Below are 25720 nucleotides of genomic sequence, written 5' to 3'. Positions count from 1 at the left end.
AAAAGTAATCAAGATATGTTATGTAAATATAACAAATGCGAGTTGTAGATATTGTAAATGTTAGTTAAATCCATGTATAAAAAAATGCCTAAACTAAAAGTTTAGGCATTTTGACCAGCAAAATAAATGTGCTATTAACCATTATTCGTTATAAATATGATTCAATTACTTTGTCTTGGTTTTTTTAATCTGTAACCATTGTTATAGTTAAAATAAAACCTTGCTTACCATAACAACTAATGCAACGATCAATACGATGCGTTTAATGTTTTTCATATTAAGTTAGTCCTAAGATTTGGACTACTAACATCACTAAATTAATTAAAATAAGCGAAGAAATACGGTAAAATTCGATAAAAAGTCAATTTTTTTAACAAAAACGAGTAAATAACTGCAAAATAAGGTGTTAAGAAATGAAGTCAAAACCTGTATAAGGGACTAAAACCTCAGGAATTTTAATACCATCTTCGGTTTGGTAATTTTCTAAAATACCAGCCAAAACTCTTGGTAAGGCTAATGAACTTCCATTTAAGGTATGGCATAATTCATTTTTACCTTCCTTATTTTTGAAACGTAATTTTAAACGATTAGCTTGGAAAGTTTCAAAATTAGAGACAGATGAGATTTCTAACCAACGGTCTTGAGCTGTAGAGAATACCTCAAAATCATAAGTTAATGCTGAAGCAAATGTAGTATCGCCACCACATAATTTTAATATTCTAAATGGTAATTTAAGCTCTCGCAAAATATTTTTCACATGTTCTATCATACTATCAAAGGCAGTATATGAATTGTCAGGATGTTCAACACGGATAATCTCTACCTTATCAAATTGGTGTAATCTATTTAATCCTCTAACATGTGCACCATAACTTCCAGCTTCACGTCTAAAGCAAGGTGTATAACCTGTTATGCTTTGTGGTAAATCTGTTTCATTTAATAAAACGTCTCTAAAAACATTTGTACCTGGTACTTCCGCTGTAGGTATTAAATACAAATCGTCACGAGAGTCGTGATACATTTGTCCTTCTTTGTCTGGTAATTGTCCAGTACCATAGCATGAAGCTTCATTCACTAAATGAGGTAATTGATATTCTGTATAACCAGCATCTGTATTTTTATCTAAAAAATAAGCGATTAATCCACGTTGTAGTCTTGCACCTTTTCCTTTGTAAACGGGGAAACCAGAGCCAGAAATTTTATTACCTAGTTCAAAATCAATGATATCGTATTTTTTGGCAAGTTCCCAATGTGGCACCGCATTCTCGTGTAAGGTTGGTACCTCTCCTTCGTTAAATATTTCTTCATTGTCTTTATCGGAGTTTCCATTTGGTACAGTCTCATGAGGCACGTTAGGAATTTGATATAGCAATGTAATTAGTGCTTCAGCTGTCCCATTAAGTTGTTGATCTAAACCTTTTGTTTTCTCTTTTAATTGCGTCGTTTTTTCTTTTAGTAAATTGGCTTTTTGGGCTTCTCCAGATTTGAAAAGATTACCAATTTCTTTAGATAAACTGTTAGATTCTGCTTTTGTATTATCCAATTCTGTCTGAATACGTTTTCTATCTTCGTCTAAACTAATGGCTTCATTGACCATTTCAGTAGCGTCAATATTGCGCTTCGCTAAACGCTTAATTATGTCTTCTTTATTTTCTCTAATAAAAGCAACTTGTAGCATATCTATATTTTTAAATTTACGCCATATAGCGCAAGAAAAACAGGATGTAAAGGTAAAAAGATTTTAACCAGCGAAAAACAATAATGATCTCTATTTTGAAGCTAAAATCCAATCGTGATGTTTAAAGTGAAACCATTTTTCATTGGCAATATCAACTTTTGGATTTATTAGTTGTTTTGATGGTTTACCATTGACACTTACATATGATGTTACATATACTTTTACTGATTTCCCTTTTTTTGCAAAATCTTTTTTTAAATATTGTGCAAATTGCCATATAACATCTGGTTTAGTGCTTACACTACGCTGCTGTTTTTTTGATAAATAGTCGTCTAGTTTAATGGGTATTGCATTATTTGTATCTTGGTCAATTACAGAAAATTTAGTGTTACCGTTTTTGGCACGAAGCATCATTCTCCAAGATAATCTGTGACCTTCTTCTGTCCATAGTACATTATCTTTAAAGAAATGATGTCGCAATGGAAGCATTAATTGAATAATAAAATAGATAGACAATAAGCTTACAATGAAAGGCTTATACTTAGGTGTGATAATTTCGTTTGAGTTGTAAAAAGGTTTCTTTTTTAAAAAGAGGTCTCTTATAGTTTTGGGACTAAAAAAGAAAAGACTGAATGCTAAAGATAAATAAGGGAAAATTCCTATTTGAAAAACTAGTGAATTAAATAAGTGAAAGAAGATTGATACAAAAAAAGCATACTTCCTAGTGGGTTTAAAAAGCAATAATGGTATTATTAAGCCATCAAATAGAATGCCACCATAAGCTATTAAATAATGCACAGTTTTTTGTTGCAGTAAATCACCAATTAATATATAGTTTGCCTTACCTCTCATTAATATAGCAATTACAGATGTATCCAACCAATCTGGATATAATTTAGCAATTGAAGCGTAACTGTAAAGAATAAATAATTGAATAACAAAAACCCATTTACACCAACTCGGCATTGACAGTCGTTTTATTGAAGGGTTAAATTTCATATCTACAGATGCATAACTATTCGCTGGCAAAAACACCATAAAAAAGCTTAATATAGATAAGAGATAATAATGATTATTATAAGAGGATTTTTGCATTAAATATGTAGCCGTCCACATTAATGCAAACAAAAACATACTAAGTCTATATTTAAAACCCACCATTATAAACAAACCCAACAATGCCATTATTAGATAATAAAGATACATGCCGTCACCAGGAAGTGGTTGTAGCCATTCAAAACCAATGAAAGAAAATGTAAATTGAGGTTGAACAAAAGTGCGGCTAACCCATCCTGTTACTAAAGCTCCTGCGGACTCCAAAAAACATAATAAGCCAAAGATTATTCTGAAAACAATAAGACCTGAGTTGTCAATATGTTTAAATAGAATATTATACATTAATTAATTTTATGTGAGATAATGCATTTATCTTGTCTTTTTTTAATTGTTTTTTTAGGGCATCTAAATCTCCAAATTTTTGCTCACTACGCAGACGTTTAATAAATTCAATTTTTAATTTCACATTATAAATATCTTGATTAAAATCAAAGAAATGCACCTCGATTGAGCGTGTTTTGCCATTGACTGTCGGGTTTGTGCCAATGTTCATCATTCCATAAACAATAAAACCTTCAATATTAGATTTTACAATATAAACGCCGTTCGATGGTACTAATTTGTAAGATTCTTTGATTTTAATATTAGCAGTGGGGAAAGTTAAAGTTCTACCTAACCCTTTTCCCCTAACCACATTTCCTGTAATAAAATAATTATAACCCAAATAAGAATGAGCTAAATCTACTTCACCTAATTCTAATGCGCTTCTAATTTTAGTCGAACTTACAGTAACATCTTTAATGTCTTGTGCTGAGATTTCTTCAACTTCAAAATCATAAATTTTAGCAAAACGTCGCAAGTCGTTTATGTTAGCACTTCTGTTTTTTCCAAAATGGTGATCATAGCCAATAATAATCTTTTTGGTATTTAATTCATCTACTAAAATATTTTTTACATACGCTTGTGCTGATAGATTTGCAAATTCTATATTAAACTCTTTTACAATAACTTCTTTAATACCAAAAGACTTCAAGATATCGACACGTTCATCAATAGAATTTAATAAACGAATTTTATCGTTTTTTTGAAGTACCATTCTTGGGTGCGGAAATAAAGTTAAAACTGTGGACGTATATCCTTGTTTTTCAGCAAGTTTTACAATGCGTTTTAGGATTTTTTGATGCCCAATATGGATGCCGTCAAAGGTTCCAATGGTTATTATTTTTGCTGATTTCGCAATCAAAACTTTGTTTTTATTAGATTCTTATATTTTTTTAATAATACTATTAGTGTTTGTTAAAAATATCTTAAATTCGGGAAAAATTAATTTCTACACAAAAACTTATGAAAACAAAGCTACATTTTGTTTTGTCATTATTGATGTTTTTAACGGTATTTTCTACTTCAGCTCAACAGAGTTATTGGCAAAATACCAACGAAAAAAGTCTAGATAGTAATGACTCTAAAACAACCTTAAATGAAAAATTTTATCAGACGTATCAATTAGACTTAGATGCTCTGAAATTGCAACTTGCAGATGCACCTTTACGTTCTGCAAACCCTTCTATCTCAACTTCAAAGATTTACCTTCCAAATGTGGATGGTAAATTAGAACAATTTATGGTTGTTGAAGCACCTGTATTATCAGCAGAATTATCAGAGTTACATCCTGATATTAAAACCTATATAGGTTATAGTACCGAAAATGCAGGTACTAGAGCAAGATTTAGTATCACTCCACAGGGTTTACAAACTTTGATTACTTATCCAGACGCACCAATGAATTTTACGGTGCCTCTCAGTAAAACAGATAACACGTCTTATATTGTTTATAGCAGAGAAGTTAGGGCTAACAATTTAAAAGAGTTTGAATGTTTAACTGAAGATGAGTTTATTCCTATCGATACTAATGCATTCGCGAGTAGAGATGCTAATGATCAGACGTTAAGAACTTTTAGGATTGCTATTGCAACGAATGGAGAATATACTAATTTTTGGGATGATGGTGATGATAGCAATGGTGATGCTCAAGCAGATGCCCTTGCTCAAGTTGTTTCTACATTAAATAGAAGTAATGAGGTGTTTGAAGTAGACATGGCGGTAACATTTACTTTAGTTTCTGGTACTGAAATTATTTATCCAGATCCAGCAAGTGATCCTTATGGTGGAAATTTTAATGGCGAACTTCAAGGAGACTTAACTGCTAATGTAGGTGAAGCTAATTATGATATAGGCCATTTATTCGCCTTTGGCGGTAATAATGGAAACGCAGGTTGTATAGGTTGTGTTTGTGTTGATGGGCAAAAAGGAAGCGGTTTTTCTTCGCATTCATTCTTAGATAATGATGGTGGTCCTTATATGGCAGATTTTTTCGATATCGATTACGTGCCGCATGAAATTGGTCACCAAATGGGTGGAAATCATACATGGTCTTTTAATAGTGAGGGTACCGGAGTAAATGCAGAGCCAGGTAGTGGAACTACTATAATGGGTTATGCAGGTATTACAGGTGGAAATGATGTACAAGATCACTCAGATCCGTATTTTCATTACTACAGTATTCTTCAAATATTAAATAATTTAGATAATAGAACATGTTGGGTTGGAACAGCAATTACAAATAGTGCTCCAGTAGCAGATGCAGGTTCAGATCAAACCATTCCATTTGGTACAGCTTTTGTACTTAAAGGCGCAGCTACAGACGCAGATGGTGGTGATGTCCTAACTTATACATGGGAACAAATTGATGACGGTGTTACAACCTCTGGCAATTTTGGACCAGATAAAACTACAGGTGCTGTATGGAGATCTAGACCTCCAAGTACTAATCCAGATAGATTCATGCCTTTTGTAGAGCGTGTAATTGCAGGTCAGTTAACAGAATCTAATCCTGTAGAAACAGTAGATAATACTTCTTGGGAAACAGTGTCTAACGTTGCAAGAACATTAAATTTCGCATTAATCGTTAGAGATAGAAGTGAAGCAAATGGTGTTGGGCAAACACCACAAAGTGATTTTGACACTATGACCGTTAATGTAGATGGAGCTGCTGGTCCGTTTATGGTAACTTCGCAATCTACTAACGAAACATGGGACGCTGGTTCTACCGAAACTGTGACTTGGGATGTTGCTGGCACTGATGCAGGTGCGGTTAACACACCTACAGTGAATATACTATTGTCAGTAGATGGGGGTTTTACTTTTCCTTTTGTTATGGCAACGGATGTTCCTAACGATGGAAGTCACGATGTTACAGTTCCTGTGACAGGAAGTGATTCTTCAATGCTAAGAGTTAAAGTAGAAGGGAATAATAATATTTTCTATGCAATAAACCCGGTTAATTTTACTTTACAAGAATCAGAATTTGTATTAAATTTAGATGATACATCTGTAGATGTTTGTACACCCGATGATGCAGTATACACGTTTACTTATAATACTTTTTTAGGTTTTACGGATACAACAACATTTAATGCTACCGGTTTACCTGCTGGAGCAACAGCTGTATTTTCGCCAGCAACTGCTTCTGCCGATGGTACAATAGTAACAGTAACTGTTTCGGGTACTGCTAGTTTGGCTGTTGGAAATTATCCTTTTACTATTGAGGGTACATCTGGTGCAATAACTAAGTCTGCAAATGCAGATCTTAACGTCTTTGATACCAACTTGGCTACCTTAAATATTTTGACTCCTACTGATGGAGCTGTTGATATTCCTGCAGATGCAGCAGTTTTTACTTGGGATGCAGATCCTAATGCTTCTGCATATGAGATTGATGTGGCAACTGATGCTGCTTTTACAACAATTGTATCAGGTGGTGTTGCAAATGACGCTACATTTACGGTAACTACTCTCAATATTGTAACACAGTATTTTTGGCGTGTACGAAGTGTGAACGACTGTGGTACGGGTAATTACTCAGAAGCTAGTTTCACGACTGCCAATATAACTTGTGGATTAAATAATTCTGTGGATACGCCTTTAGCTATACCGGATAATAATCCATTAGGAGCTAATTCAATTATTAATATCCCTACAACATCTTTAATTACAGATGTTAATGTAACCGTTAATATAACACATACTTGGGCAAATGATTTAATATTGACTTTAGTAGCACCAGATGGCACAGAAGTAATATTATCTAATAGAAATGGATCAAATGCAGCTCAAAATTATGTTGACACAGTTTTTGATCAAGAAGCTACTGATGCTATTGGAACAAGTGATGCACCTTTTACAGGTACATTTGTTCCCGACGGCGATTTAAGTACGTTTTATGGTGGCTTTTCAGGTGGTGATTGGACATTAAATGTATCAGACAATGCTGGTTTTGATACTGGTGCAATTGATAGCTGGATCCTAGAAATTTGTGGGAGTCCTTTAGCGGATGACGATAGTGATGGTATACCAAACGATAATGATAATTGCCCTGTAACTGCAAATGCTGATCAAGCAGATTTAGATGGCGATGGTGTTGGTGACGTATGTGATGATGATATAGATGGTGATACCATTTTAAATGATAATGATAACTGTCCTGAAACAGCTAATACAGATCAAGCTGATGGAAATGGAAATGGTATAGGCGATGTTTGTGATATCTTATGTGGAATTGCAGATTCTGCAGATACACCAATTGCAATTCCTGATGCTTCTGATGCAGGAATTAATTCTGCAATTGATTTCTCCGATGCTTTTGAAATAACAGATGTTAATGTAACATTAAATATAACACATACATTTACTGGTGATTTAACATTAACCTTAACGAGTCCTTCCGGAACTTCTGTTATTCTTTCAGAACAGAATGGTGGTGGCGGAAATGACTATACTGCAACGTTATTTGATGATGACGCAGCTACACCTATTCAAGCAGGTGCTCCTCCTTTTACAGGATCATTTATACCAGAAGGTGCTTTAGCAACATTTAATGGTGAAAATTCTGGCGGTACGTGGACCTTAAATGTGGCTGATGCTTTTGGTTTTGATACTGGTAATATAGAAAGTTGGTCGATTGAAGTATGTGGTTTCGAACAAGATGATAGTGACGGTGATGGAGTACCAAATGATGCTGATAACTGTCCCGATTTAGCAAATACAGATCAAGCAGATTTAGATAATGATGGTATTGGAGATCTTTGTGATGATGATATAGATGGGGATGGTATCTTAAATGACGAAGACAACTGTCCTACAAACGCAAATCCAGACCAAACAGATTTTGATGGCGATGGTATTGGTGATGAGTGTGATGTGGAGTGTACAATAGGTAATTCTTTAGATACACCGATAGAAATTGCATCTACAGGTCCAACGGCAGAGTACTTAGCTACCATAGATATTACAGAGAGTTTAATAATTACCGACGTTAATGTAACCGTTAACATAAACCATACTTGGGATTCTGATTTAAATATTTCTTTAACTAGTCCAGATGGAGTAGTTGTTGATTTATCTTCAGGTAATGGAGGACAAGGTGATGATTACATAGATACTGTATTTGATCAAGATGCAGATACATCTATTCAAGCTGGTGCACCACCATTTACTGGTGTATTCCAACCTGAAGGAGATTTATCTTCTTACAATGGTGATTTATCTGATGGGACTTGGATTATAACTGTAGTTGATACTTTTGGAGCAGAAGACGGAGGTATGATTAATTCAATATCTATCGAAGTTTGTGGAACAAGAGATCCTAATGATTACGATGGTGACACCATATTAAATGATGATGATAATTGTGTATTAACTGCTAATACAGATCAATCTGATATCGATGGTGATGGCCAAGGTGATGTTTGTGATGATGATATTGATGGAGATGGAGTGTTAAATGTTAATGATAATTGTGTTGTTGTAGCAAACTCTGATCAGGCTGATAACGATATGGATGGTTTAGGAGATTTATGCGATGATGATGATGATAACGACGGAGTACTTGATGAAGATGATAATTGTCAATTTGATGCTAATCCGGATCAAACAGATGTTGATGGTAACGGAATAGGAGATTTATGTGATGGTATGATTGTTAATGATGTATTAACACCAAATGGTGATGGTATTAATGATACTTGGACAATACTAAATGCCGAGAGATTTACAAGTGCTACTATTAATGTCTATAACAGATGGGGTAATGAAGTTTATAGTACTAAAGGCTATAACAATGATTGGAACGGTTCATTTAAAGGTGATACCTTACCAACTGGATCTTATTATTATAGTATTGATCAAAATGGTGACGGTTCTGTCGTTCTTACAGGATGGATTTACTTAACATTATAGAGAAAGCATATAATTTAAATAAAAAGAAAACAATGAAATTTTATAAAAACACTTTAACAATAGTTGCCATTCTTTTGTTTGGGTCTATATATGCTCAACAAGAACCTAACTATTCGTTATACAGATACACAATGAATGTTATCAATCCTGCTTTTGCGGGAGCTGATGGGAATACAAGTTTTACATCTAATTTAAGAAGTCAATGGATTAATGTGCCAGGAGCACCAGAAACGCAGAGTTTCTTTTACTCCCAACCTTTAGGTGATAAAATAGGTATTGGAGCCTCGATAGTAGGAGATCAAGTATTTATTGAAAGGCAAACGAGTCTAAATATAGATTTTTCTTATCGTTTGCAAATTTCTGAAGCTACAAACCTTTTCTTAGGATTAAAAGCAGGCGGAAGTACTTACAATATTGAAAGAGGTAATTTGGCAAATTTAGGTTTTCAAGATGATCCAGCCTTAAATGATTTAGATACCGGTTTTAGGCCAAATGTTGGTGCTGGCGCATATTTAATGAATGATAAGTATTTCCTTTCTCTTTCAGTTCCTAGTATTCTTTCTAGTGAGAGAATTGATGAGTCAGAAGGACGAGTAACGCAAGCTACTGAAGAAGCACATGTGTATCTTTCTGGTGGTTACAACTTTAGAATAAGCGAAAATACTGAATTTAGACCATCTACTATGATAAGATATGTAAGTGGTTCGCCAATATCTGCTGATATTACTGCCGCATTTAGATTTAATAACAAATTTGAATTAGGAGCAGCATATAGAACAGATGAAGCTTTTTCTGGTTTAATGATGATTAATATTGCTGATTGGATGGATTTAGGTTATGCGTACGAAAGCTCAACTAGAGATGATATATCTAATCTAAGTAATGGAACACATGAGGTTTTAGTTAGATTTAATTTTAAGAAAAAGTCAGATTAATATCTGTATAGATATCTCAAATAAAAAAGACCGCTTTTGCGGTCTTTTTTATTTACCATTAAATTTATTCATTGTGTTATTTACACCAGCTAATGGAAAGGATTTCACTAAGTCTGTTGCAACTTTTAAACGCTCTTTTAGCTTTAAGTTTTCTTCATCGCTCCATTTACCAAGGACATAATCTATTTGTCTACCTTTACTGAAAGTATCACTAATACCAAATCTAAAGCGATTGTATTTAGTGGTTTGTAATTTGTCTTGAATATCTTTTAGTCCATTATGTCCTCCGTCACTACCTTTTGTCTTTAAGCGTAACGATCCGAAAGGTAAATTGAGATCATCGGTAATTACTAATAAATTTTCTAGGGGGATTTTTTCTTTTTCTAACCAGTATTTTATGGACTTCCCACTCAGATTCATGTAAGTACTAGGTTTTAGAAGTATTAAAGAACGTCCTTTGATTTTTATTTTCGCAATATCACCTAGTTTTAAAGTTTCAAATGAAGCATTTTCTGTTTCTGCTAGAGAATCTAAAATCTTAAAACCAATATTATGTCTAGTATGAGTGTACTTTTCACCTATATTTCCTAGACCAACGATTAAGAATTTTTTCATGCTATCGAATTTTACTTTTTCAACATTACTTTCAAAATTAAACCATCTTTTTAAAAATTTCCACATCAAATTATACTTTGCGTAAAAATAAAAAAAGCATTCTTTTACAGAATGCTTTTTAAATATTAGAAAATTTAATTTATCTATTCTTGTGCTGCATCTGCTGCTGGTGCTTCAGATCCTTCTGCTGCTCCTTCAGTTCCTTCAGCTCCTTCTTCTTCACCTTCTTCTTCTTCATCTACAACAGCTAATCTACTTCGTCTTACTTGGCAAACAACCGTATTCTCTGGGTGTAAGAATTTGTAATCTTCGTTTTCTAGCTCTGTGATATAAAATTTACTTCCAATTTTTAAAGGAGTAATGTCTATTTCAATAAAATCTGGTAATTTAGATGGTATTGCTTTTACTCTTAATTTACGGTATGGCATTCTTAAGTTACCACCATTCATTACACCTTTGGAAGACCCTATGGTTTTCACAGGTATTTCCATAGTAATTTCTTTATTTTCAAAAATTTGATAGAAATCTACATGTATAATTCTATCTGTTACAGGGTGAAATTGAATGTCCTGCATTACTGCATTGTATGATTCACCGTTATCTAGAGCAATCACAACTGTGTGTGCGTTAGGTGTGTATACAAGTTTTGAAAAAGCCAGTTCTGGTGCTGAGAAATGTAATGACTTGTCTCCTCCGTATATAACGCAAGGAACCTGACCAGCATTACGTAAGGCTTTTGTTGCTTTTTTGCCTACGCTTTCTCTTTGAGATCCATTGATTGTAATTGATTTCATTTTAGAAATTTTATTTTTTTATTATTAATTCCCTCTTTTTGAAGGCTGCAAATGTATAAATATTATATGAAAAAACTAGTGTTTGAGCTTGTTTTTTGAAGAAATAAAAACTTATAATTTACATTATAAATTTGTTACTTATAGATTCGTTATGATGTACGTTGTACATTACATCAGCAAATAAATTTGCACAACTTAAAACTTTCAATTTTTTACTCCCTTTTTTAACGGGTATTGAATTGGTAACTATCAACTCTTCAAGCTGAGAGTTTTCTAGTTTTTCATAGGCACTACCAGATAATATTGGGTGCGTACATATAGCACGAACGCTAATTGCTCCGCGTTCCATCATTAAGTCAGCCGCTTTTGTTAAAGTGCCAGCAGTATCTACCATATCGTCAACTAATACAACATTTTTTCCTGTGACATCACCTATGAGTTCCATATGAGAAATCACATTAGCTTTCGCACGTTGTTTGTAACAGATTACAACATCACTTTTTAGTGCTTTAGAATAAGCATATGCTCTTTTAGAACCTCCCATGTCTGGAGAAGCAATAGTCAAATTATCTAAATTTAGGTTTTGTAAATACGGCAAGAAGATTGTGGATGCAAATAAATGATCCACTGGTTTTTCAAAGAAACCCTGTATTTGGTCTGCGTGCAAATCCATCGTAATAATACGAGTTGCACCAGCTGTTTCTAACATCTTTGCAACTAATTTGGCAGCAATAGGTACTCTTGGTTTGTCTTTTCTGTCTTGTCTAGCCCAACCAAAATATGGCATAACAGCTGTAATATGCCTTGCAGAAGCACGTTTGGCTGCATCAATCATCAATAGCATTTCCATTAAATTCTGAGGGCCAGGATTTGTAGATCCAATTATAAATATTCGCGTCCCTCTTATAGATTCTTCATAAGAAGGCTGAAATTCACCATCGCTATAAGTCGATGTAATAACTTTTCCAAGTTTAACACCATAAGCTTTGGCAATATGTTCTGCTAATTCTTGACTTTGAGAACATGTAAAAATTTTAGCTTCAGTAATATTTTTAGACATCAGTAATAAGGGATTAAAAGAGTTGTTAGTTGAGTTTTTTGCAATAGTCAAATTTAGGAAAATTATTTGCTCATTAAAGTATAAAACCTATCTAATTTTAGTTGGTTGTGGGTAATTATTTTATATTTTTGCTCACCGGAATTGCTCAAGTGGCGGAATTGGTAGACGCGCTGGATTCAAAATCCAGTTTCTTCGGAAGTGTGGGTTCGATTCCCACCTTGAGTACTAAAAAGTCCTTTAATTGTAACAAATTTGAGGGCTTTTCTTTTTTGTAAAACTCCTCGTAAAATTTCCAAGGATATTAATCTACGTAGTTTTAATAAGTAATATTTCTTCTGAGAATAAATAACCAGAAATTATCAATTGGAGAGAATGTTATATATTCATTTTTAGTTACGGAAAATTAACATTACTTTTGGTTAACCAATCTGGTTAACCAATTATTGAAATTATCTCAAATGAAATTTAAATCAGCTATTTTTTTCTTTGTCTTTAGCATTGTAAGTTTAGGCTGTTCAAGTAGTGAAAATGTTGAAGAGGAGTTAGGGCCAACAACTATTGAGAATCCAGATGATGATGCTCCTGTGGAATATGCAGAAATTGATTTCTCTAATTGGAAAGTAACTTTGCCAATTGATGAAAACAATAATGGGAGTCCAGATGAGTATCAACCAAATACTCTTGTTAATGGTGGCTACAGAACTATTGCGTCTATTCAACCTTATATGTACGATGATATTAATGATTCATCAATTGAGTTTTATACACTGCCAGGAGTATCTACAACGAATAGCTCATATTCTAGAACAGAGCTTCGAGAATTAAAAAATCCGTCCGATGCTAGAGATAATTGGACTTTGCAAGAGGGTGGTGTAATATCAGGACGACTCAGAGTTGTTGATGTTTCAGAAGATACGAATACAAGTAGAGATTTCCATACGGTTATTGTAATGCAAATTCATGGTATTATTTCTCAAGAAGATATGGATACTTTTGGTTTTTCATCTAATAACGGACCTCCTTTAATTAAAATGCGCTGGATAGACGGTAACTTATGGTCTTATAAAAAGTCTTTAGTTAATGAAAACACTTCTGGGGATGATCTTTTAGAAACTTCTAATATGACTTGGGTTGATGAATCCATTAATATGGGTTACGTTGGTTATGAGGAATTTGAATTTAAAATTACAGCGACAAATGCAAGATTAGAACTACAACTCAATAATAATGAACCTTTAGTTTATGAAGATATAAGTCTTAATAAATGGCCTTTTGAAAATTATTTTAAGGCTGGAAATTATTTGGGTTCTACGGACGAAGGCGCATATTCTTATGTAAAATATTACGAACTTAACGTCACACATTAATCCTATATTTTTTATGAAAAATCACTTTATTATCTTAAGCTTCATTTTTATACTTTTTTCTTGTAATGAGAATGTGGTATCAGAAATTTTAGTGACTGATGCCAAAGAATTACAGAATGCAATATCAGATGCAAAACCAGGTGATAAAATTGTGTTAGCTAATGGAGTCTATGAAAATTTAGAAATTAAGTTTAGAGGAAAAGGAACAAAAAGTAGTCCGATAACCTTAAAAGCTGAAACTGCTGGTAAAGTGATTATAGAAGGACAATCGTATTTAAAATTTGGTGGGGAATATTTAATCGTAGAAGGGCTACATTTTAAAAACGGATTTTCACCCTCTAATGCAGTTATTGATTTTAAAATAAGCAACAAAGATACTCTTGATATAATATCTAATAACTGTAAAGTTACTAACTGCGTTATTGAAGATTTTAATAAGCCAAAACGAGATAATAGTGATTTATGGGTACAGTTTTGGGGACGTCACAATGAGTTAAGTAATTCTTATATTGCTGGTAAAACAAATCGAGGACCAACAGTAAGAGTTAGTATTGCAGGTATAGAGAGTATAAATAACTATCATCAAATTATAAATAATCATTTTGGTCCAAGACCGGTAAAAGGTGGTCCTAGTGGTGAGACAATTCAGTTAGGCGATAGTTATACATCTATGTCACCAAGCCATACCTACGTTGCTAATAATTTATTTGAAGAATGTAATGGCGAAGTAGAAGTTATTTCAAGTAAAACAAATTTCAATGTCTTTAAAAACAACGTATTTTACAAAAGTGAAGGTTCTTTAGTAACGCGTCATGGCAATTATGTAACCGTTGATGGCAATTACTTTATAGGTGATGGTGTTAATGAAAATTATGGAGGTATTAGAATTATTAATACAGGACACTGGGTCGTTAATAATTACTTTTATGGTTTAAAAGGAAAGAGCTTTAGAAGTCCGTTGGCTGTAATGAATGGCATTCCAAAATCACCATTAAATCGTTACAATCAAGTTACAGATGTTGTTGTGGCTTACAATACCTATGTAAATTGCAGTGCTCCATGGCAATTTGGTGTAGGCACAAATATTTCGCAATCAGACGTACTGCCAAAATCCGAAATCCGTTCGGCAAGAGCAATTAGAACTACAGTTGCAAATAATATTATTTACAATGAAAAAGGCTTAGAAAGTATTGTAGTTGAAAATGATAAAGCAGACGGAGTAACTTTTAAAAACAACGTCATTAATAATCAAGGTGTAGACTTTAATAATTTTGAAGGAGGTATTGTTGAAGCATCACTTGAGCTTAGAGAATTATCAGATAATATTTTTATCCCTGTTGGTATATCAGATGATTTTGAAGCTTATAATGGCTTCGATTTCAATACGATAGAAAATGATTTATTAGGTATCTCTAGAAAAGATAGTAAAAGTATTGGAGCTATTACAGGTAAAGACGTTTTTAACCCAAATATTTTAGATAAATCTAAATATGGGACAACTTGGTTTTCTAACGAAGTTGAAACAAAAGAACAACAAACTTTTAATGTAAAAGTAAATGAGAGTATTCAATCAAAAATTGATGAAGCAAACAGTGGGGATATTATAATTTTAGATCAAGGGAAACATATAGTTACAACATCTTTAAAGATTAATAAAAAAATCAATATTAGTGCAAAAGATAAGTCTAAAACAGTTTTATATTATTCTGGTGAAGCAAACACTCCTTTATTCTCCCTAGAACCTTACGGAAAAATCTCTGTAGAAAATTTAATGATAAACGGAAATGGCTCTAACTATGCGTTTGCTAGTTTAAAACAAAACATGTTTAACCATTTTGGTTTAACAGTGTCTAATTCTACTATTAGTAATTTTAACTATGTTTTAAAAGCATACAAAGAATCATTTGCAGAACGTATCACTTTTGAAAATACATCAATTTCTAATTGTGAAAATGGTATAGAATTATCAGAAGAAACTAACGATAAAGGAGATTATAACACAGAATACTTAACCATAAACAATTGTAATTTCAATAATGTTAAAGCAAATGTTGTTGATTATTATAGGGGTGGATATGACGAATCTACCATTGGTGGCAATCTTTTAGTGTCTAATAGTACATTTACAAATTGCGGTGCTAAAGAGAAAAACAAAAGACTTTTAAATCATAATGGAATCGTAAACGTAAATATTAGCAAAAACACGTTTAAAAATAATAATGTACAGTTTGTTTCTATTCTTTGGGGCGCAAAAAATAATAGAGAATCTAATAATACTTTAATTAATTCAGGGCAGATAAAATCTGAAGAGAATTTAGTAATGACATTGATGTATTAAAAAAATAAAATGAGAAAAACAGCATTAATAATAGTTACAATTTTAGTATTTTTTTCATGCAAAAATGAACCTAGAACGTCTTTAGAGACCACGTCCGAGACTGAATTAATAACAAAATATCCTAGTGACGTCATTTCTTTCATGGACAAATGGAAAATCCTTTTAGGTGATGGAACTCACGTTGACAACTTAGTCAACTACCAAAAGGATGATTTTTTCTATGTTTTAAATGATGGAAAAACAGATTGGGTAGTTTATAAAACACCAAATGCTGGCATTACCTCAAAAACGTCTAGTAACACAAGGACTGAATTAGGTGAAAAACGACATTGGATTCCAGAAAAAGGAGGTAAATTAACAGGAACCTTAAAAGTACAGCACGTATCAACTACGGGAGATGCTACTGCAGCTTCATCCTATTCAGTCGTGGTAGGTCAAATTCATAGTGATGAAGGTCACGAAAACGAACCACTAAAAATCTATTATAAAAAATTCCCAGGTCATACAAAAGGTTCTGTATTTTGGAATTATGAAATAAATACTAAAGGAGATAATATAGGAAGATTTGATTATTCTACAGCAGTTTGGGGTTATGATTTTTCTGTGGTTGGGTCAGACGTTTCGGTTTATCCAGAAGAGCCTAAAGAAGGTATTGCACTAGGGGAGGAATTTAGTTACGAGGTTAACGTTCATAAAGGTATAATGTATTTAACCTTTTCAAGTAATGGACATAAAACAGTAACATTTACTAAAAGCTTGATTGCATCTGAGTTTGCAACAATATCAGACATTCCTCAGCAAGTTTTAAAAGTATATGCAAATAGAGAGAAAGGCGGTGGCGTTGAGCGCGAGATTGCATATGCGGGTGAAATAAATTATTTTAAACAAGGTGCTTATAACCAAGCAAATCCTAAATCTACGAAGTCAGAAGTTTATGGTGGTGATATAATCAAACAATATGAAAATGGTAGCTATGCAGAAGTTTGGTTTAGGGAAGCTACCGTCGGAAATTCTACTATACCAGAGTAATTGTAATTACTACAAAAAGGAAAAATGAAAATAAATAATAATACAATATTCAGCTTTATAATTTCACTATTACTGTTTGTAATATTTTCTTGTAAAGAAGATGGTGATATAACTAAAGAGTCGATTACCGAAACTACAATTTCGCAAGAGCATCCTAAGTTAATTTTAACGGCACAAGGCGTAAAAGATATTAGAGCACAGTTAGGAACTATTCCAATTTTTGATAAAACTTTAGAACTAGTTAAACAAGAGGTAGATACAGAAATTGCAGAAGGAATAGAAGTGCCAATCCCTAAAGATTATTCTGGTGGGTATACACATTCTAGACACAAGCAAAATTGGTTTATATTACAAAAAGCTGGCCTGTTATATCAAATATTAGATGATGAAAAATACGCGAAGTATGTAAAAGATATGCTAATGGAATATGAAGCATTGTATAAAACTTTGCCACTACATCCAAAAACAAGATCGTATGCAAGAGGAAAATTATTCTGGCAATGTTTAAACGATTCTAATTGGTTGGTATATGTAAGTCAGGCATACGATTGTATCTACAATTATTTAACTGAAGAAGAGCGCAACAGACTAGAAACAAATTTATTTAGACCATTTGCAGACCATATTTCGGTTGATAGTCCGCAGTTTTATCAAAGAGTTCATAATCACAGTACTTGGGGAAATGCAGCAGTTGGAATGATTGGTTTGGTAATGGACGATGAAGAATTAATCGATCGTGCCTTGTATGGGATTAAAGATTTAAAATTAGATGCTAGAGAGAAAGATGATGATGGTGGTTTTTTAAATAAAGATGGAAAAGCCGGTTTTTTAGCAAATATTGAAGATCCTTTTTCGCCAGATGGTTATTATAATGAAGGACCATATTATCAACGATATGCTATGTATCCATTTTTAGTTTTTGCACAAGGATTGCATAACGTAAAACCAGAACTTAAGATCTTTGAGTATAAAGAAGGCGTACTTTTAAAGTCTATAAACGCATTATTAAATTTATCTGATGCTAATGGAGATTTCTTTCCATTAAACGATGGTCAAAAAGGAATGTCTTATTATAACAGTGCATTAGTTACAGCTGTAGACGTTTCCTATTATTATGGAAATCAAAACTCTGGTTTGTTGAGTATAGCAAAAGAGCAAGATCGTGTATTGTTAGATGACTCTGGTTTGGCCGTAGCTTTGGGTATTAAAAACGGGAAAGAACAGCCCTTTGACAAAAAATCAATTAATTTATCTGATGGTTCTGATGGTTCAGAGGGAGGTGTTGGAATTTTGAGAAATGAAAATATAGAACTTGTTTTTAAATATGCATCACAAGGTTCTAGCCATGGGCATTATGATAAGTTATCTTATTCTTTATATGAAGAAGGTGAAGAAGTAATTCAAGATTATGGTTTATCGCGTTTTGTGAATATCGAACAAAAAGGTGGTGGTAATTATCTAAAAGAAAATAAAACTTGGGCTAAACAAACCATTGCTCACAATACATTAACACAAAATGAAACCTCACACTTTACAGGTAAATATGATATAGGAAGTTTGCATCATTCAGATTTGCATTATTTTTCTTCAGAAAATGAAAATGTACAAGTTGTTAGTGCTATCGAAAAAAATGCTTATCCTGGAACCACAATGCTTCGTACTATGGCTATTATAAAAGATGAAGATTTTGAAAAGCCTTACGTATTAGATATAATGAAGGTGACTTCCGGATCAGAGAATCAATATGACTTTCCGTTTTATTATTTAGGACAAGTATTACAAACAAATTTTGAGTACAATTCACCTCAAACTTTAAAACCATTAGGAGTTAAAAATGGCTATCAACATTTATTTTTAGAAGGATCAGGTAAAGCGTCAGATCAAAACTCCAAGTTTTCATGGTTTAATAATAACAAGTTTTACACCTTAACAACTATGACTAATAATAAGGATGATTTGTTATTTACTCGAATTGGTGCAAACGATCCAGAATTTAATTTACGTCGAGATCCAGCTTTAATTTTAAGAACGAAAAATTCAAAAAATAGAACATTTATTTCGGTTATAGAAGCTCATGGAAGTTATAGTCCAGTGTCGGAGTCTGCTGTCAACTCTAATAGTAGTATAAAGGAAATTAGAACAGTTTTAGATACTGATAATTATTCAGCCATTGAAATAACTGGTATAAATGAAAGTGTTAAACTATTTATAACGGCAAATAAAGATGCTTCAGATGAGGCACAACATAATATAGAAATTAAGAATAAGACTTATAAGTGGTCAGGCCCTTATTATTTTAAAAAAAAATAAAACAATTAAAATTATGAAAAGATTTAGTGAGAAATATATCGTCGCAAAAGATATAGAATGGGAAGTTCTTGGAGGAGGAGTATCGAGAAAATTCCTAGGTTACGACAACCAAATAATGATGGTAAGAGTAAAATTTGATAAAGGAGCATTAGGTGCACCACATCAACATTTTCATACACAAGCGACGTTTTGTGTGTCAGGTAAGTTTGAATTTGAAATTGATGGAGAAAAGAAAATTGTAGAAGCAGGAGATGGTGTATACATTGAACCTAATTTATTGCATAGTGCAGTATGTTTGGAAGAAGGTGAGTTAATCGATACATTTAGTCCCGTAAGAGAAGATTTCTTAGGAGGTGGCGAAGTGTCTTATTTTGGGGATAAAAAGTCTTAAAAAATTCCTTAGAGTAAAATTCGTGAAGACTTTATGAAATAAGTTTGAACAAGACATAGTTTTCTTTTATAAAACTTGTTTTTAACAAAAATTTATATATATTTGGTTGACCAGATTGGTTAACCAATTTTTTTTGATATAGTTTTAGAGTAGCTAAATTTCTTGAACAACAATTTAACTTTTCTACCTAATTTTTTATATCAAACGGCGTTAAATAGGTTTTCAATCTAATCTCAAAAATAAAAACTAATTAATCATTATGAATTTTAAAATTAAATCAGCCTTAGTCTTTTTTCTTTTTATGTGTTTCTCTTTAAGTGGACAAGAAGTAAGGACTATTACAGGAAAAGTGGTTTCTAAAGCAGATGGTTTACCCGTTCCAGGTGTAAACGTAATTATTGTAAACACTACGACAGGATCTAGTACAGATTTTGATGGAAAGTATCAAATTCAGGCCAAAGCAGGAGATATTCTTCAGTTTTCTTACCTTGGTTTTGGAACAGAGTTAGTAACTGTTGCCGCAAACAATGTTATTAATGTGACTCTAGAAGAAAATGCAAATGCGTTGGACGAAATAGTCGTTATTGGTTATGGTACTCAGAAGAAGAGTAATTTAACAGGTGCAATTTCAAAAGTAAAAAACGATGACCTGGACCAAATAGCAGTAGCACGTGTTGATGATGCGCTTGTAGGGCAAGTAGCTGGTGTTAATATTCAAGCTACAGAAGGTGAAGCGGGTTCTGCACCAACAATTCAGGTAAGAGGTGTTGGTTCTATTACAGGAAGTTCTTCACCAACTATTGTTGTAGATGGATTAGTCGTTGATAGTGACTTTCTTTCAAATTTAGATATGAATGATATTGAATCTTTCGAAGTTTTGAAAGATGCAGCTTCTGCAGCCATATATGGTGCTAGAGGTGCAAACGGTGTAATTCTTATTTCTACTAAAAATGGAAAAGAAGGTAAAACAAGGTTCTCTTATAATACATTTACAGGTTTTAAGGAGGGCATACAGAATGAGGATATGTATTTTTCTGTCAGAGAATGGGCAGATAGAGAGTTAGCAGCAACAGGCGTTTTATCTGATAAAACACAATATAAATTGTTGATAGGTGTAGATCAAGATTGGCAAGACATAATTTTAGATGGAGGCAAAATAGAAAGTCATTCATTCGCTGCTAGAGGAGGTAGTCAAAGAACAAAATTTAGTACAGCTTTTAGTTATTTACACGATGAAGGAGTCCTATTAACTGACGATTTTAAGAGATATTCTTTTAAATTAAAAGTAGATACAAGATTAGGTGAAAAATTTAGATTTGGTGCAAATGTATCTCCTTCTTACAGTAATAGAAGACGTTTTGATGGGTCTACTCACGATATTTTAAGACAGCCACCATGGTTGCCTTTATTCCATGATGCAAATACAATCAGATTTGTAGATAGAGATGTTTATCCAGATGTAGCGATTGGCGATTATGCTGTTCAAGGTCATTTTGATAATTATGACTTGTTTAATGACGGTGGAGAAACAGATATTAGTACAACTAGTAATACTAATCCAGGGGCTAAGGTTTTAGAGAGAGATAGAAACGATTACAAGTTCAAGGTGTATGGTAATATATTTGCTGAATATAAAATAGCTAAAGGACTAAAATTTAGAACAACATTTGCAGGTGATTTTCAAAATACAAGGAGAGATCGTTGGCAAGGTGTTAAGGCTAGTAGATTAGGAGCAGGTGGTACCCAACTTGATATTTCTAATTCTAACAGAATCCACTTTGTAACGGACAATATCTTTTCATATGATAGATTATTTGGAAAGCATGATGTTAATGCTATAGCTGGTTTTTCTGCAGAGACTTACGAAACATCATTTGAAAGCGCTACAGGAACAGGTTATACATCAGATGTTTTTCAGACCTTAGATGCAGCTACTTTAGTTTCAGGTGCTTTTTCAGAGAAATACGAAAATAGAATTATGTCATTTTTTGGAAGATTAAATTATGCTTATGATGATAAGTATTTATTATCTCTAAGTTTAAGACGTGATGGGAACTCTGCTTTTGGTCCAGAAAATAAGTATGGTACCTTTCCAGCTGTTTCTGCCGGTTGGGTTGTAACTAAAGAGAAATTCCTTAGCGATAGTAGATTCTTAAATTTCTTAAAGTTTAGAGTAAGTTACGGTGTTACAGGAAATCCTACCTTAGATGGAGATAGTAATCAAATTGAAAGTTATCCTTACTTATCATTATTACAGGCATCTTCTGCAGTTATAGATAATTCTATTATAACGGCATTTAATCCACTTAATATTGCGAATGCAAATTTAAAATGGGAACGATCTGTAGAAATTAATCCAGCAGTAGATTTTGGATTCTTCAATAATAGAATCACAGGTTCTTTTGATTATTATAAAAGAACAAGTGAAGACTTACTATTAAACGTACCAGTTTCTGTAACAACTGGGTTTAGTAATGCACTTACCAATAGAGGTAAAGTTGAAAATAAAGGTATAGAATTTGAACTTAGATCTAAGAATATTTCAAGACCTAACTTTAAATGGAGTACCACTTTAATTGCATCGCAGAATAAAAATACACTTTTAGATTTTGCTGATGCTAACGGACAAATATCTAATGTTGATACAAAGCGTGCTGCGGAATGGATTAATTTAGTAGGTAATCCAATATCTTCATATTATGGTTGGGTTGTAGATACTGATATACCAACAGACTATATCGCAAGACCATGGGAGCGTATAGGGCAAACAAACAGAGAAGTCATTGTAAAGGATTTAAATGGTGATGGTGTGATTGATGATGATGATAAAACTATCTTAGGTGATCCATATCCAAATTTAGTATGGAGTGTTTCTAACGATTTTAAATTAGGAAACGTTGATTTTAGTTTTATTTTTCAGGGAAGCCACGGAGCTGAAGTGAGAAACATCGGTGATCAATATATATTCCGTCATTTTGGTTCTTCTTCTGCTGCTGATGTAGATGCTCTTGTACAAGATGATGTAATAGGTAATACAGGTTTCGTAAAAGAAAAGATATTTACAGATGCAATTATACAAGATGCGTCCTACATAGCTTTAAGAACTGTAAATATAGGCTATAGTTTACCTCAAGATTTACTTTCAGATTTATTTATAACTAAAGCGAGATTTTATGTAACTGGTCAAAATTTATTATATTTCTGGGCTGATGGTTATACTGGTTTAAACCCAGAATCAATCAATAACACGAGTCCAACGACTTATGGTTATCAAAGAGTTGGATCTCCAATTAATCGTACTATATCACTAGGGTTAAATGTTGATTTTTAAAATCATTAATACGCAAACAATAAAGATTATGAAAAATTATAGATATACAGTTTTATTCATATTAATGCTAATTTCTTTCTCATGTGGTGAGGATTTCTTAAGCCCAGATCCTGTTTCAACAGCAAGTTCTGATGGATTTTTTCAGAACGATCAAGAAATAGAAGGTGGTATTTTTAACATATATGACGGTTTACAAGGTGTCAACGACACAAGTTCAGGCTCTAACCACGCTACACAGATGGAGTTTTACGTAACCGAAATGCGTAGCGATAATACACGATCTAAAAGTGGAGAGGGAGAAGCGGCTCAGTCAGATAATTTTGCAGTGCAATCTACAAATGGATTAGTTGCAGATCATTACAGAAGTTTTTTCAATGTTATTTTTAGAGCAAATACGGTATTAGCTAATATTGGTAATGCTTCCGAAGAAAATGCAGCATTATTTGAAGGCGAAGCCAAATTTTTAAGAGCTTATGTTTATTTCAATATGGTTAGACTTTACGGAGATTTACCTTTAGTAGATAGAGTTATCGGAATTGACGAAACAGAGATTTCTTTCACAAGAAGGCCTGTTGCAGATATATATGATTTAATTATTAGCGACTTAGAATTTGCTAGTAACAACTTAAACAATGGATCTGTAAATAGAGCTTCTAGGGCTGCAGCTCAAGCACTGTTAGCAAAAGTATATTTAACACAAGGAACTAATTATATTGGTGCACAACTATTGTTAGAAGAGGTTATGGCTAGTGGTTTTATGTTAGAGCCTAATTTTAACGATGTGTTTTACAACGAAGGAAATTCAGAAGTGATTTTTGCAATAGGTTATACAACAGGTATAACTGCTGATAGTCAAAATTTTTCAGCTGAATTCCTTAATGGGGTTGGACGAACAGTTGGTGTAAATTATGTTACAGAAGACGCTAAACAAGCAATACTAGACGGTGGCGGAAATAGAATAGATACTTCTATGCGAACCGATTTAATACAACCTACGCAAACTCAGGTTGCTAAATACTTACCAAATGGCGCAGATGGTGGAGATGATGGTAAGACTTTTGACTTTGATGCAAGATTGGCTGGAAATGATTGGATTGTATTAAGATATGCAGACGTACTTTTGATGCATGTTGAATCAATAATGGCAGGTGGCCAAGAAACTAGTGTTGGTGCCGCTTTAGACTCTTACCAATTGGTTAGAGATAGAGCTGGTTTAACAGACGTTGTGACTAGCGTTACAAAAGATGAACTATTAAATGAGAGGCGGGTTGAATTAGCTTTTGAAAATCATAGATTATACGATTTGATTAGATTTGGTGAAGCAAATCAAATTTTAGGAGCTTTTGCTGCAACTATTGGTGCTAATTTTAGTTCTAATGATTTATTATTACCAATACCTCAAGGAGAAATTGGTCTTAGTAATGGTTTACTGCAACAAAATCCTGGATATTAAAAATTATAAAATATTAATTAAATAAATAAGAAATTATGAAAAACATAATTTACAAAATGATGGCAGTATTATTAATCTTCGCAGTATCCTGTGAAAATATTGATCAGTACGAATTGCCAGATGCTAATTCTATTGAAGATTTAACACCACCTACTGCGAGTTTTTCAGCAATACAAGGTGAGGGCTTTACAATTGAAGAGTGGACTGCTTATCAATTTACCAATGGATCAACCAGTGCTACAACGTATAGCTGGAATTTTGGTGATGGAAACACATCAACAGACTTTGAACCAATGAATAGTTTCCCGGGAGAAGGAACCTATACAGTATCATTAACAGCTACAGATAATTTAGGTGTTTCAAATACTTCTACTCAAGATATCGTAGTCGTAGAACCAGAACTTCCTGCTGTAACAGATCCAGTTTTAGTTAACGGTGATTTTACTAAATTACCAAAATCATCAGGTTCTGATTGTTCTTGTGCTGGTTGGATTAATAGAGATGTAGGTGATCAAGGAGAGTCAAGTTCAGGAAACGGTGGTTCTGATAATGTTATGAAATGGGATAACAATGAACCGGATCACGCTTATCAAGAATTTGAGGTACAAGCAAACGCAGATTATCTAATTACTATAGTTACATCTTTTAAAAGCCCACTGGCAGGTTCTTTCCCTAGTCAATTAGAATTAAGAGTTTTAAAAGGTTCTGGCTATACTGCCGGATATTCACCAGTGTACTATACTGATACTGCAGTTATGCCTCAAGGTAATAGTAGTACGGGTTTATGGGGTTATAACTCAGTTGCTCAGGTCGAAGATGCTGATAATAATCTTTTAGTAACAACACAAAGTAATCCTAACGATGAAGGTTATCTTACATATCAATATGCCTTTAATTCAGGTGCTAATGATAGTGTAGCCATTTTTATAAGAGGTATTGGAGGACCTGCTACTGGTGGTGGTGGTGGTGACTACGGATATAATAGTGGAGATGAAGAAATCAGAGCGGATTCTATCACTGTAGAAGCTAATAATTAATACAAAAAGAGATTAAGTTTTTATTAAAGAAT

The 25720-nt window shown here is 33.1% G+C and carries 16 protein-coding genes and 1 tRNA gene; 11 read left to right on the top strand and 6 right to left on the bottom strand.

Features of this window, described 5'->3' with window-relative positions:
* Nucleotides 1–406: 406 nt before the first annotated feature.
* From serS to ACFWU4_RS00895, 3 genes are all read right to left on the bottom strand, one after another.
* Nucleotides 407–1678: a serine--tRNA ligase gene (gene serS / locus ACFWU4_RS00905; RefSeq protein ID WP_411123940.1), complete on the bottom strand. Its 1272-nt coding sequence runs from the start codon at nt 1676–1678 to the stop codon at nt 407–409.
* A gap of 90 nt (nt 1679–1768) precedes the next feature.
* A complete protein-coding gene (locus ACFWU4_RS00900) occupies nt 1769–3076 on the bottom strand; it encodes an HTTM domain-containing protein (protein WP_411123938.1) in 1308 nt (435 codons plus the stop codon).
* Nucleotides 3069–3977 (bottom strand): bifunctional riboflavin kinase/FAD synthetase, encoded by a 909-nt coding sequence (locus tag ACFWU4_RS00895; protein ID WP_411123936.1) that lies wholly within the window; start codon nt 3975–3977, stop codon nt 3069–3071. The genes ACFWU4_RS00900 and ACFWU4_RS00895 overlap by 8 nt, the downstream gene beginning before the upstream one ends.
* A gap of 101 nt (nt 3978–4078) precedes the next feature.
* On the opposite strand from ACFWU4_RS00895, the gene ACFWU4_RS00890 reads away from it, so the two are divergent.
* Nucleotides 4079–9028 (top strand): thrombospondin type 3 repeat-containing protein, encoded by a 4950-nt coding sequence (locus tag ACFWU4_RS00890; RefSeq protein ID WP_411123934.1) that lies wholly within the window; start codon nt 4079–4081, stop codon nt 9026–9028.
* A gap of 32 nt (nt 9029–9060) precedes the next feature.
* The gene (locus ACFWU4_RS00885) at nt 9061–9963 is read left to right on the top strand and encodes a type IX secretion system membrane protein PorP/SprF (RefSeq protein ID WP_411123932.1); all 903 of its coding nucleotides are present in this window, start codon (nt 9061–9063) and stop codon (nt 9961–9963) included.
* A gap of 48 nt (nt 9964–10011) precedes the next feature.
* On the opposite strand, the gene pth is transcribed toward ACFWU4_RS00885, so the two are convergent.
* The 3 genes from pth to ACFWU4_RS00870 form a co-directional block, all read right to left on the bottom strand.
* Nucleotides 10012–10644, bottom strand: a complete 633-nt coding sequence (gene pth / locus ACFWU4_RS00880; protein ID WP_411123930.1) for an aminoacyl-tRNA hydrolase — start codon at nt 10642–10644, stop codon at nt 10012–10014.
* Between the two features lie 77 nt (nt 10645–10721).
* Nucleotides 10722–11372 carry a 50S ribosomal protein L25/general stress protein Ctc gene (locus ACFWU4_RS00875; RefSeq protein WP_411123928.1) on the bottom strand — a complete coding sequence of 217 codons (651 nt, stop codon included), beginning with the start codon at nt 11370–11372 and terminating at the stop codon, nt 10722–10724.
* Between the two features lie 118 nt (nt 11373–11490).
* Entirely contained in the window at nt 11491–12432 is a 942-nt protein-coding gene (locus ACFWU4_RS00870; protein WP_411123926.1) for a ribose-phosphate pyrophosphokinase, read from the bottom strand.
* Nucleotides 12433–12575: 143 nt separating this feature from the next.
* Between ACFWU4_RS00870 and ACFWU4_RS00865 the strand changes: the two genes are divergently transcribed.
* From ACFWU4_RS00865 to ACFWU4_RS00825, 9 genes are all read left to right on the top strand, one after another.
* A tRNA-Leu gene (locus ACFWU4_RS00865) sits at nt 12576–12657 on the top strand.
* Nucleotides 12658–12890: 233 nt separating this feature from the next.
* Nucleotides 12891–13799 carry a polysaccharide lyase family 7 protein gene (locus ACFWU4_RS00860; RefSeq protein WP_411123924.1) on the top strand — a complete coding sequence of 303 codons (909 nt, stop codon included), beginning with the start codon at nt 12891–12893 and terminating at the stop codon, nt 13797–13799.
* Between the two features lie 13 nt (nt 13800–13812).
* Entirely contained in the window at nt 13813–16137 is a 2325-nt protein-coding gene (locus ACFWU4_RS00855) for a chondroitinase-B domain-containing protein (protein WP_411123922.1), read from the top strand.
* 9 nt (nt 16138–16146) lie between these two features.
* Nucleotides 16147–17166, top strand: coding sequence for a polysaccharide lyase family 7 protein (locus ACFWU4_RS00850; protein WP_411123920.1), 1020 nt, complete (start codon nt 16147–16149; stop codon nt 17164–17166).
* 24 nt (nt 17167–17190) lie between these two features.
* The gene (locus ACFWU4_RS00845; protein ID WP_411123918.1) at nt 17191–19476 is read left to right on the top strand and encodes an alginate lyase family protein; all 2286 of its coding nucleotides are present in this window, start codon (nt 17191–17193) and stop codon (nt 19474–19476) included.
* Nucleotides 19477–19489: 13 nt separating this feature from the next.
* The gene (locus ACFWU4_RS00840) at nt 19490–19867 is read left to right on the top strand and encodes a cupin domain-containing protein (RefSeq protein WP_411123916.1); all 378 of its coding nucleotides are present in this window, start codon (nt 19490–19492) and stop codon (nt 19865–19867) included.
* Between the two features lie 259 nt (nt 19868–20126).
* The gene (locus ACFWU4_RS00835) at nt 20127–23198 is read left to right on the top strand and encodes a SusC/RagA family TonB-linked outer membrane protein (RefSeq protein ID WP_411123914.1); all 3072 of its coding nucleotides are present in this window, start codon (nt 20127–20129) and stop codon (nt 23196–23198) included.
* A 28-nt stretch (nt 23199–23226) separates the two neighbouring features.
* Complete coding sequence (locus ACFWU4_RS00830; RefSeq protein WP_411123912.1) at nt 23227–24651, top strand: RagB/SusD family nutrient uptake outer membrane protein; 1425 nt, start codon at nt 23227–23229, stop codon at nt 24649–24651.
* A 35-nt stretch (nt 24652–24686) separates the two neighbouring features.
* Nucleotides 24687–25688: a PKD domain-containing protein gene (locus tag ACFWU4_RS00825; protein WP_411123910.1), complete on the top strand. Its 1002-nt coding sequence runs from the start codon at nt 24687–24689 to the stop codon at nt 25686–25688.
* Nucleotides 25689–25720: the final 32 nt, after the last annotated feature.

The sequence above is a fragment of the Winogradskyella sp. PE311 genome, from assembly GCF_046545555.1.
GTDB lineage: Bacteria > Bacteroidota > Bacteroidia > Flavobacteriales > Flavobacteriaceae > Winogradskyella.
Note: the sequence above shows the minus strand (reverse complement) of the source record. Positions and strands in the feature narration are given on the sequence as shown.

Excerpts from the sequence above, each read along its gene's own strand:
- serS (WP_411123940.1), bottom strand. The coding sequence starts at position 1,678 with ATGCTACAAGTTGCTTTTATTAGAGAAAATAAAGAAGACATAATTAAG.
- ACFWU4_RS00900 (WP_411123938.1), bottom strand. The coding sequence starts at position 3,076 with ATGTATAATATTCTATTTAAACATATTGACAACTCAGGTCTTATTGTT.
- ACFWU4_RS00890 (WP_411123934.1), top strand. The coding sequence starts at position 4,079 with ATGAAAACAAAGCTACATTTTGTTTTGTCATTATTGATGTTTTTAACG.
- ACFWU4_RS00885 (WP_411123932.1), top strand. The coding sequence starts at position 9,061 with ATGAAATTTTATAAAAACACTTTAACAATAGTTGCCATTCTTTTGTTT.
- pth (WP_411123930.1), bottom strand. The coding sequence starts at position 10,644 with ATGTGGAAATTTTTAAAAAGATGGTTTAATTTTGAAAGTAATGTTGAA.
- ACFWU4_RS00875 (WP_411123928.1), bottom strand. The coding sequence starts at position 11,372 with ATGAAATCAATTACAATCAATGGATCTCAAAGAGAAAGCGTAGGCAAA.
- ACFWU4_RS00870 (WP_411123926.1), bottom strand. The coding sequence starts at position 12,432 with ATGTCTAAAAATATTACTGAAGCTAAAATTTTTACATGTTCTCAAAGT.
- ACFWU4_RS00860 (WP_411123924.1), top strand. The coding sequence starts at position 12,891 with ATGAAATTTAAATCAGCTATTTTTTTCTTTGTCTTTAGCATTGTAAGT.
- ACFWU4_RS00855 (WP_411123922.1), top strand. The coding sequence starts at position 13,813 with ATGAAAAATCACTTTATTATCTTAAGCTTCATTTTTATACTTTTTTCT.
- ACFWU4_RS00850 (WP_411123920.1), top strand. The coding sequence starts at position 16,147 with ATGAGAAAAACAGCATTAATAATAGTTACAATTTTAGTATTTTTTTCA.
- ACFWU4_RS00845 (WP_411123918.1), top strand. The coding sequence starts at position 17,191 with ATGAAAATAAATAATAATACAATATTCAGCTTTATAATTTCACTATTA.
- ACFWU4_RS00840 (WP_411123916.1), top strand. The coding sequence starts at position 19,490 with ATGAAAAGATTTAGTGAGAAATATATCGTCGCAAAAGATATAGAATGG.
- ACFWU4_RS00835 (WP_411123914.1), top strand. The coding sequence starts at position 20,127 with ATGAATTTTAAAATTAAATCAGCCTTAGTCTTTTTTCTTTTTATGTGT.
- ACFWU4_RS00830 (WP_411123912.1), top strand. The coding sequence starts at position 23,227 with ATGAAAAATTATAGATATACAGTTTTATTCATATTAATGCTAATTTCT.
- ACFWU4_RS00825 (WP_411123910.1), top strand. The coding sequence starts at position 24,687 with ATGAAAAACATAATTTACAAAATGATGGCAGTATTATTAATCTTCGCA.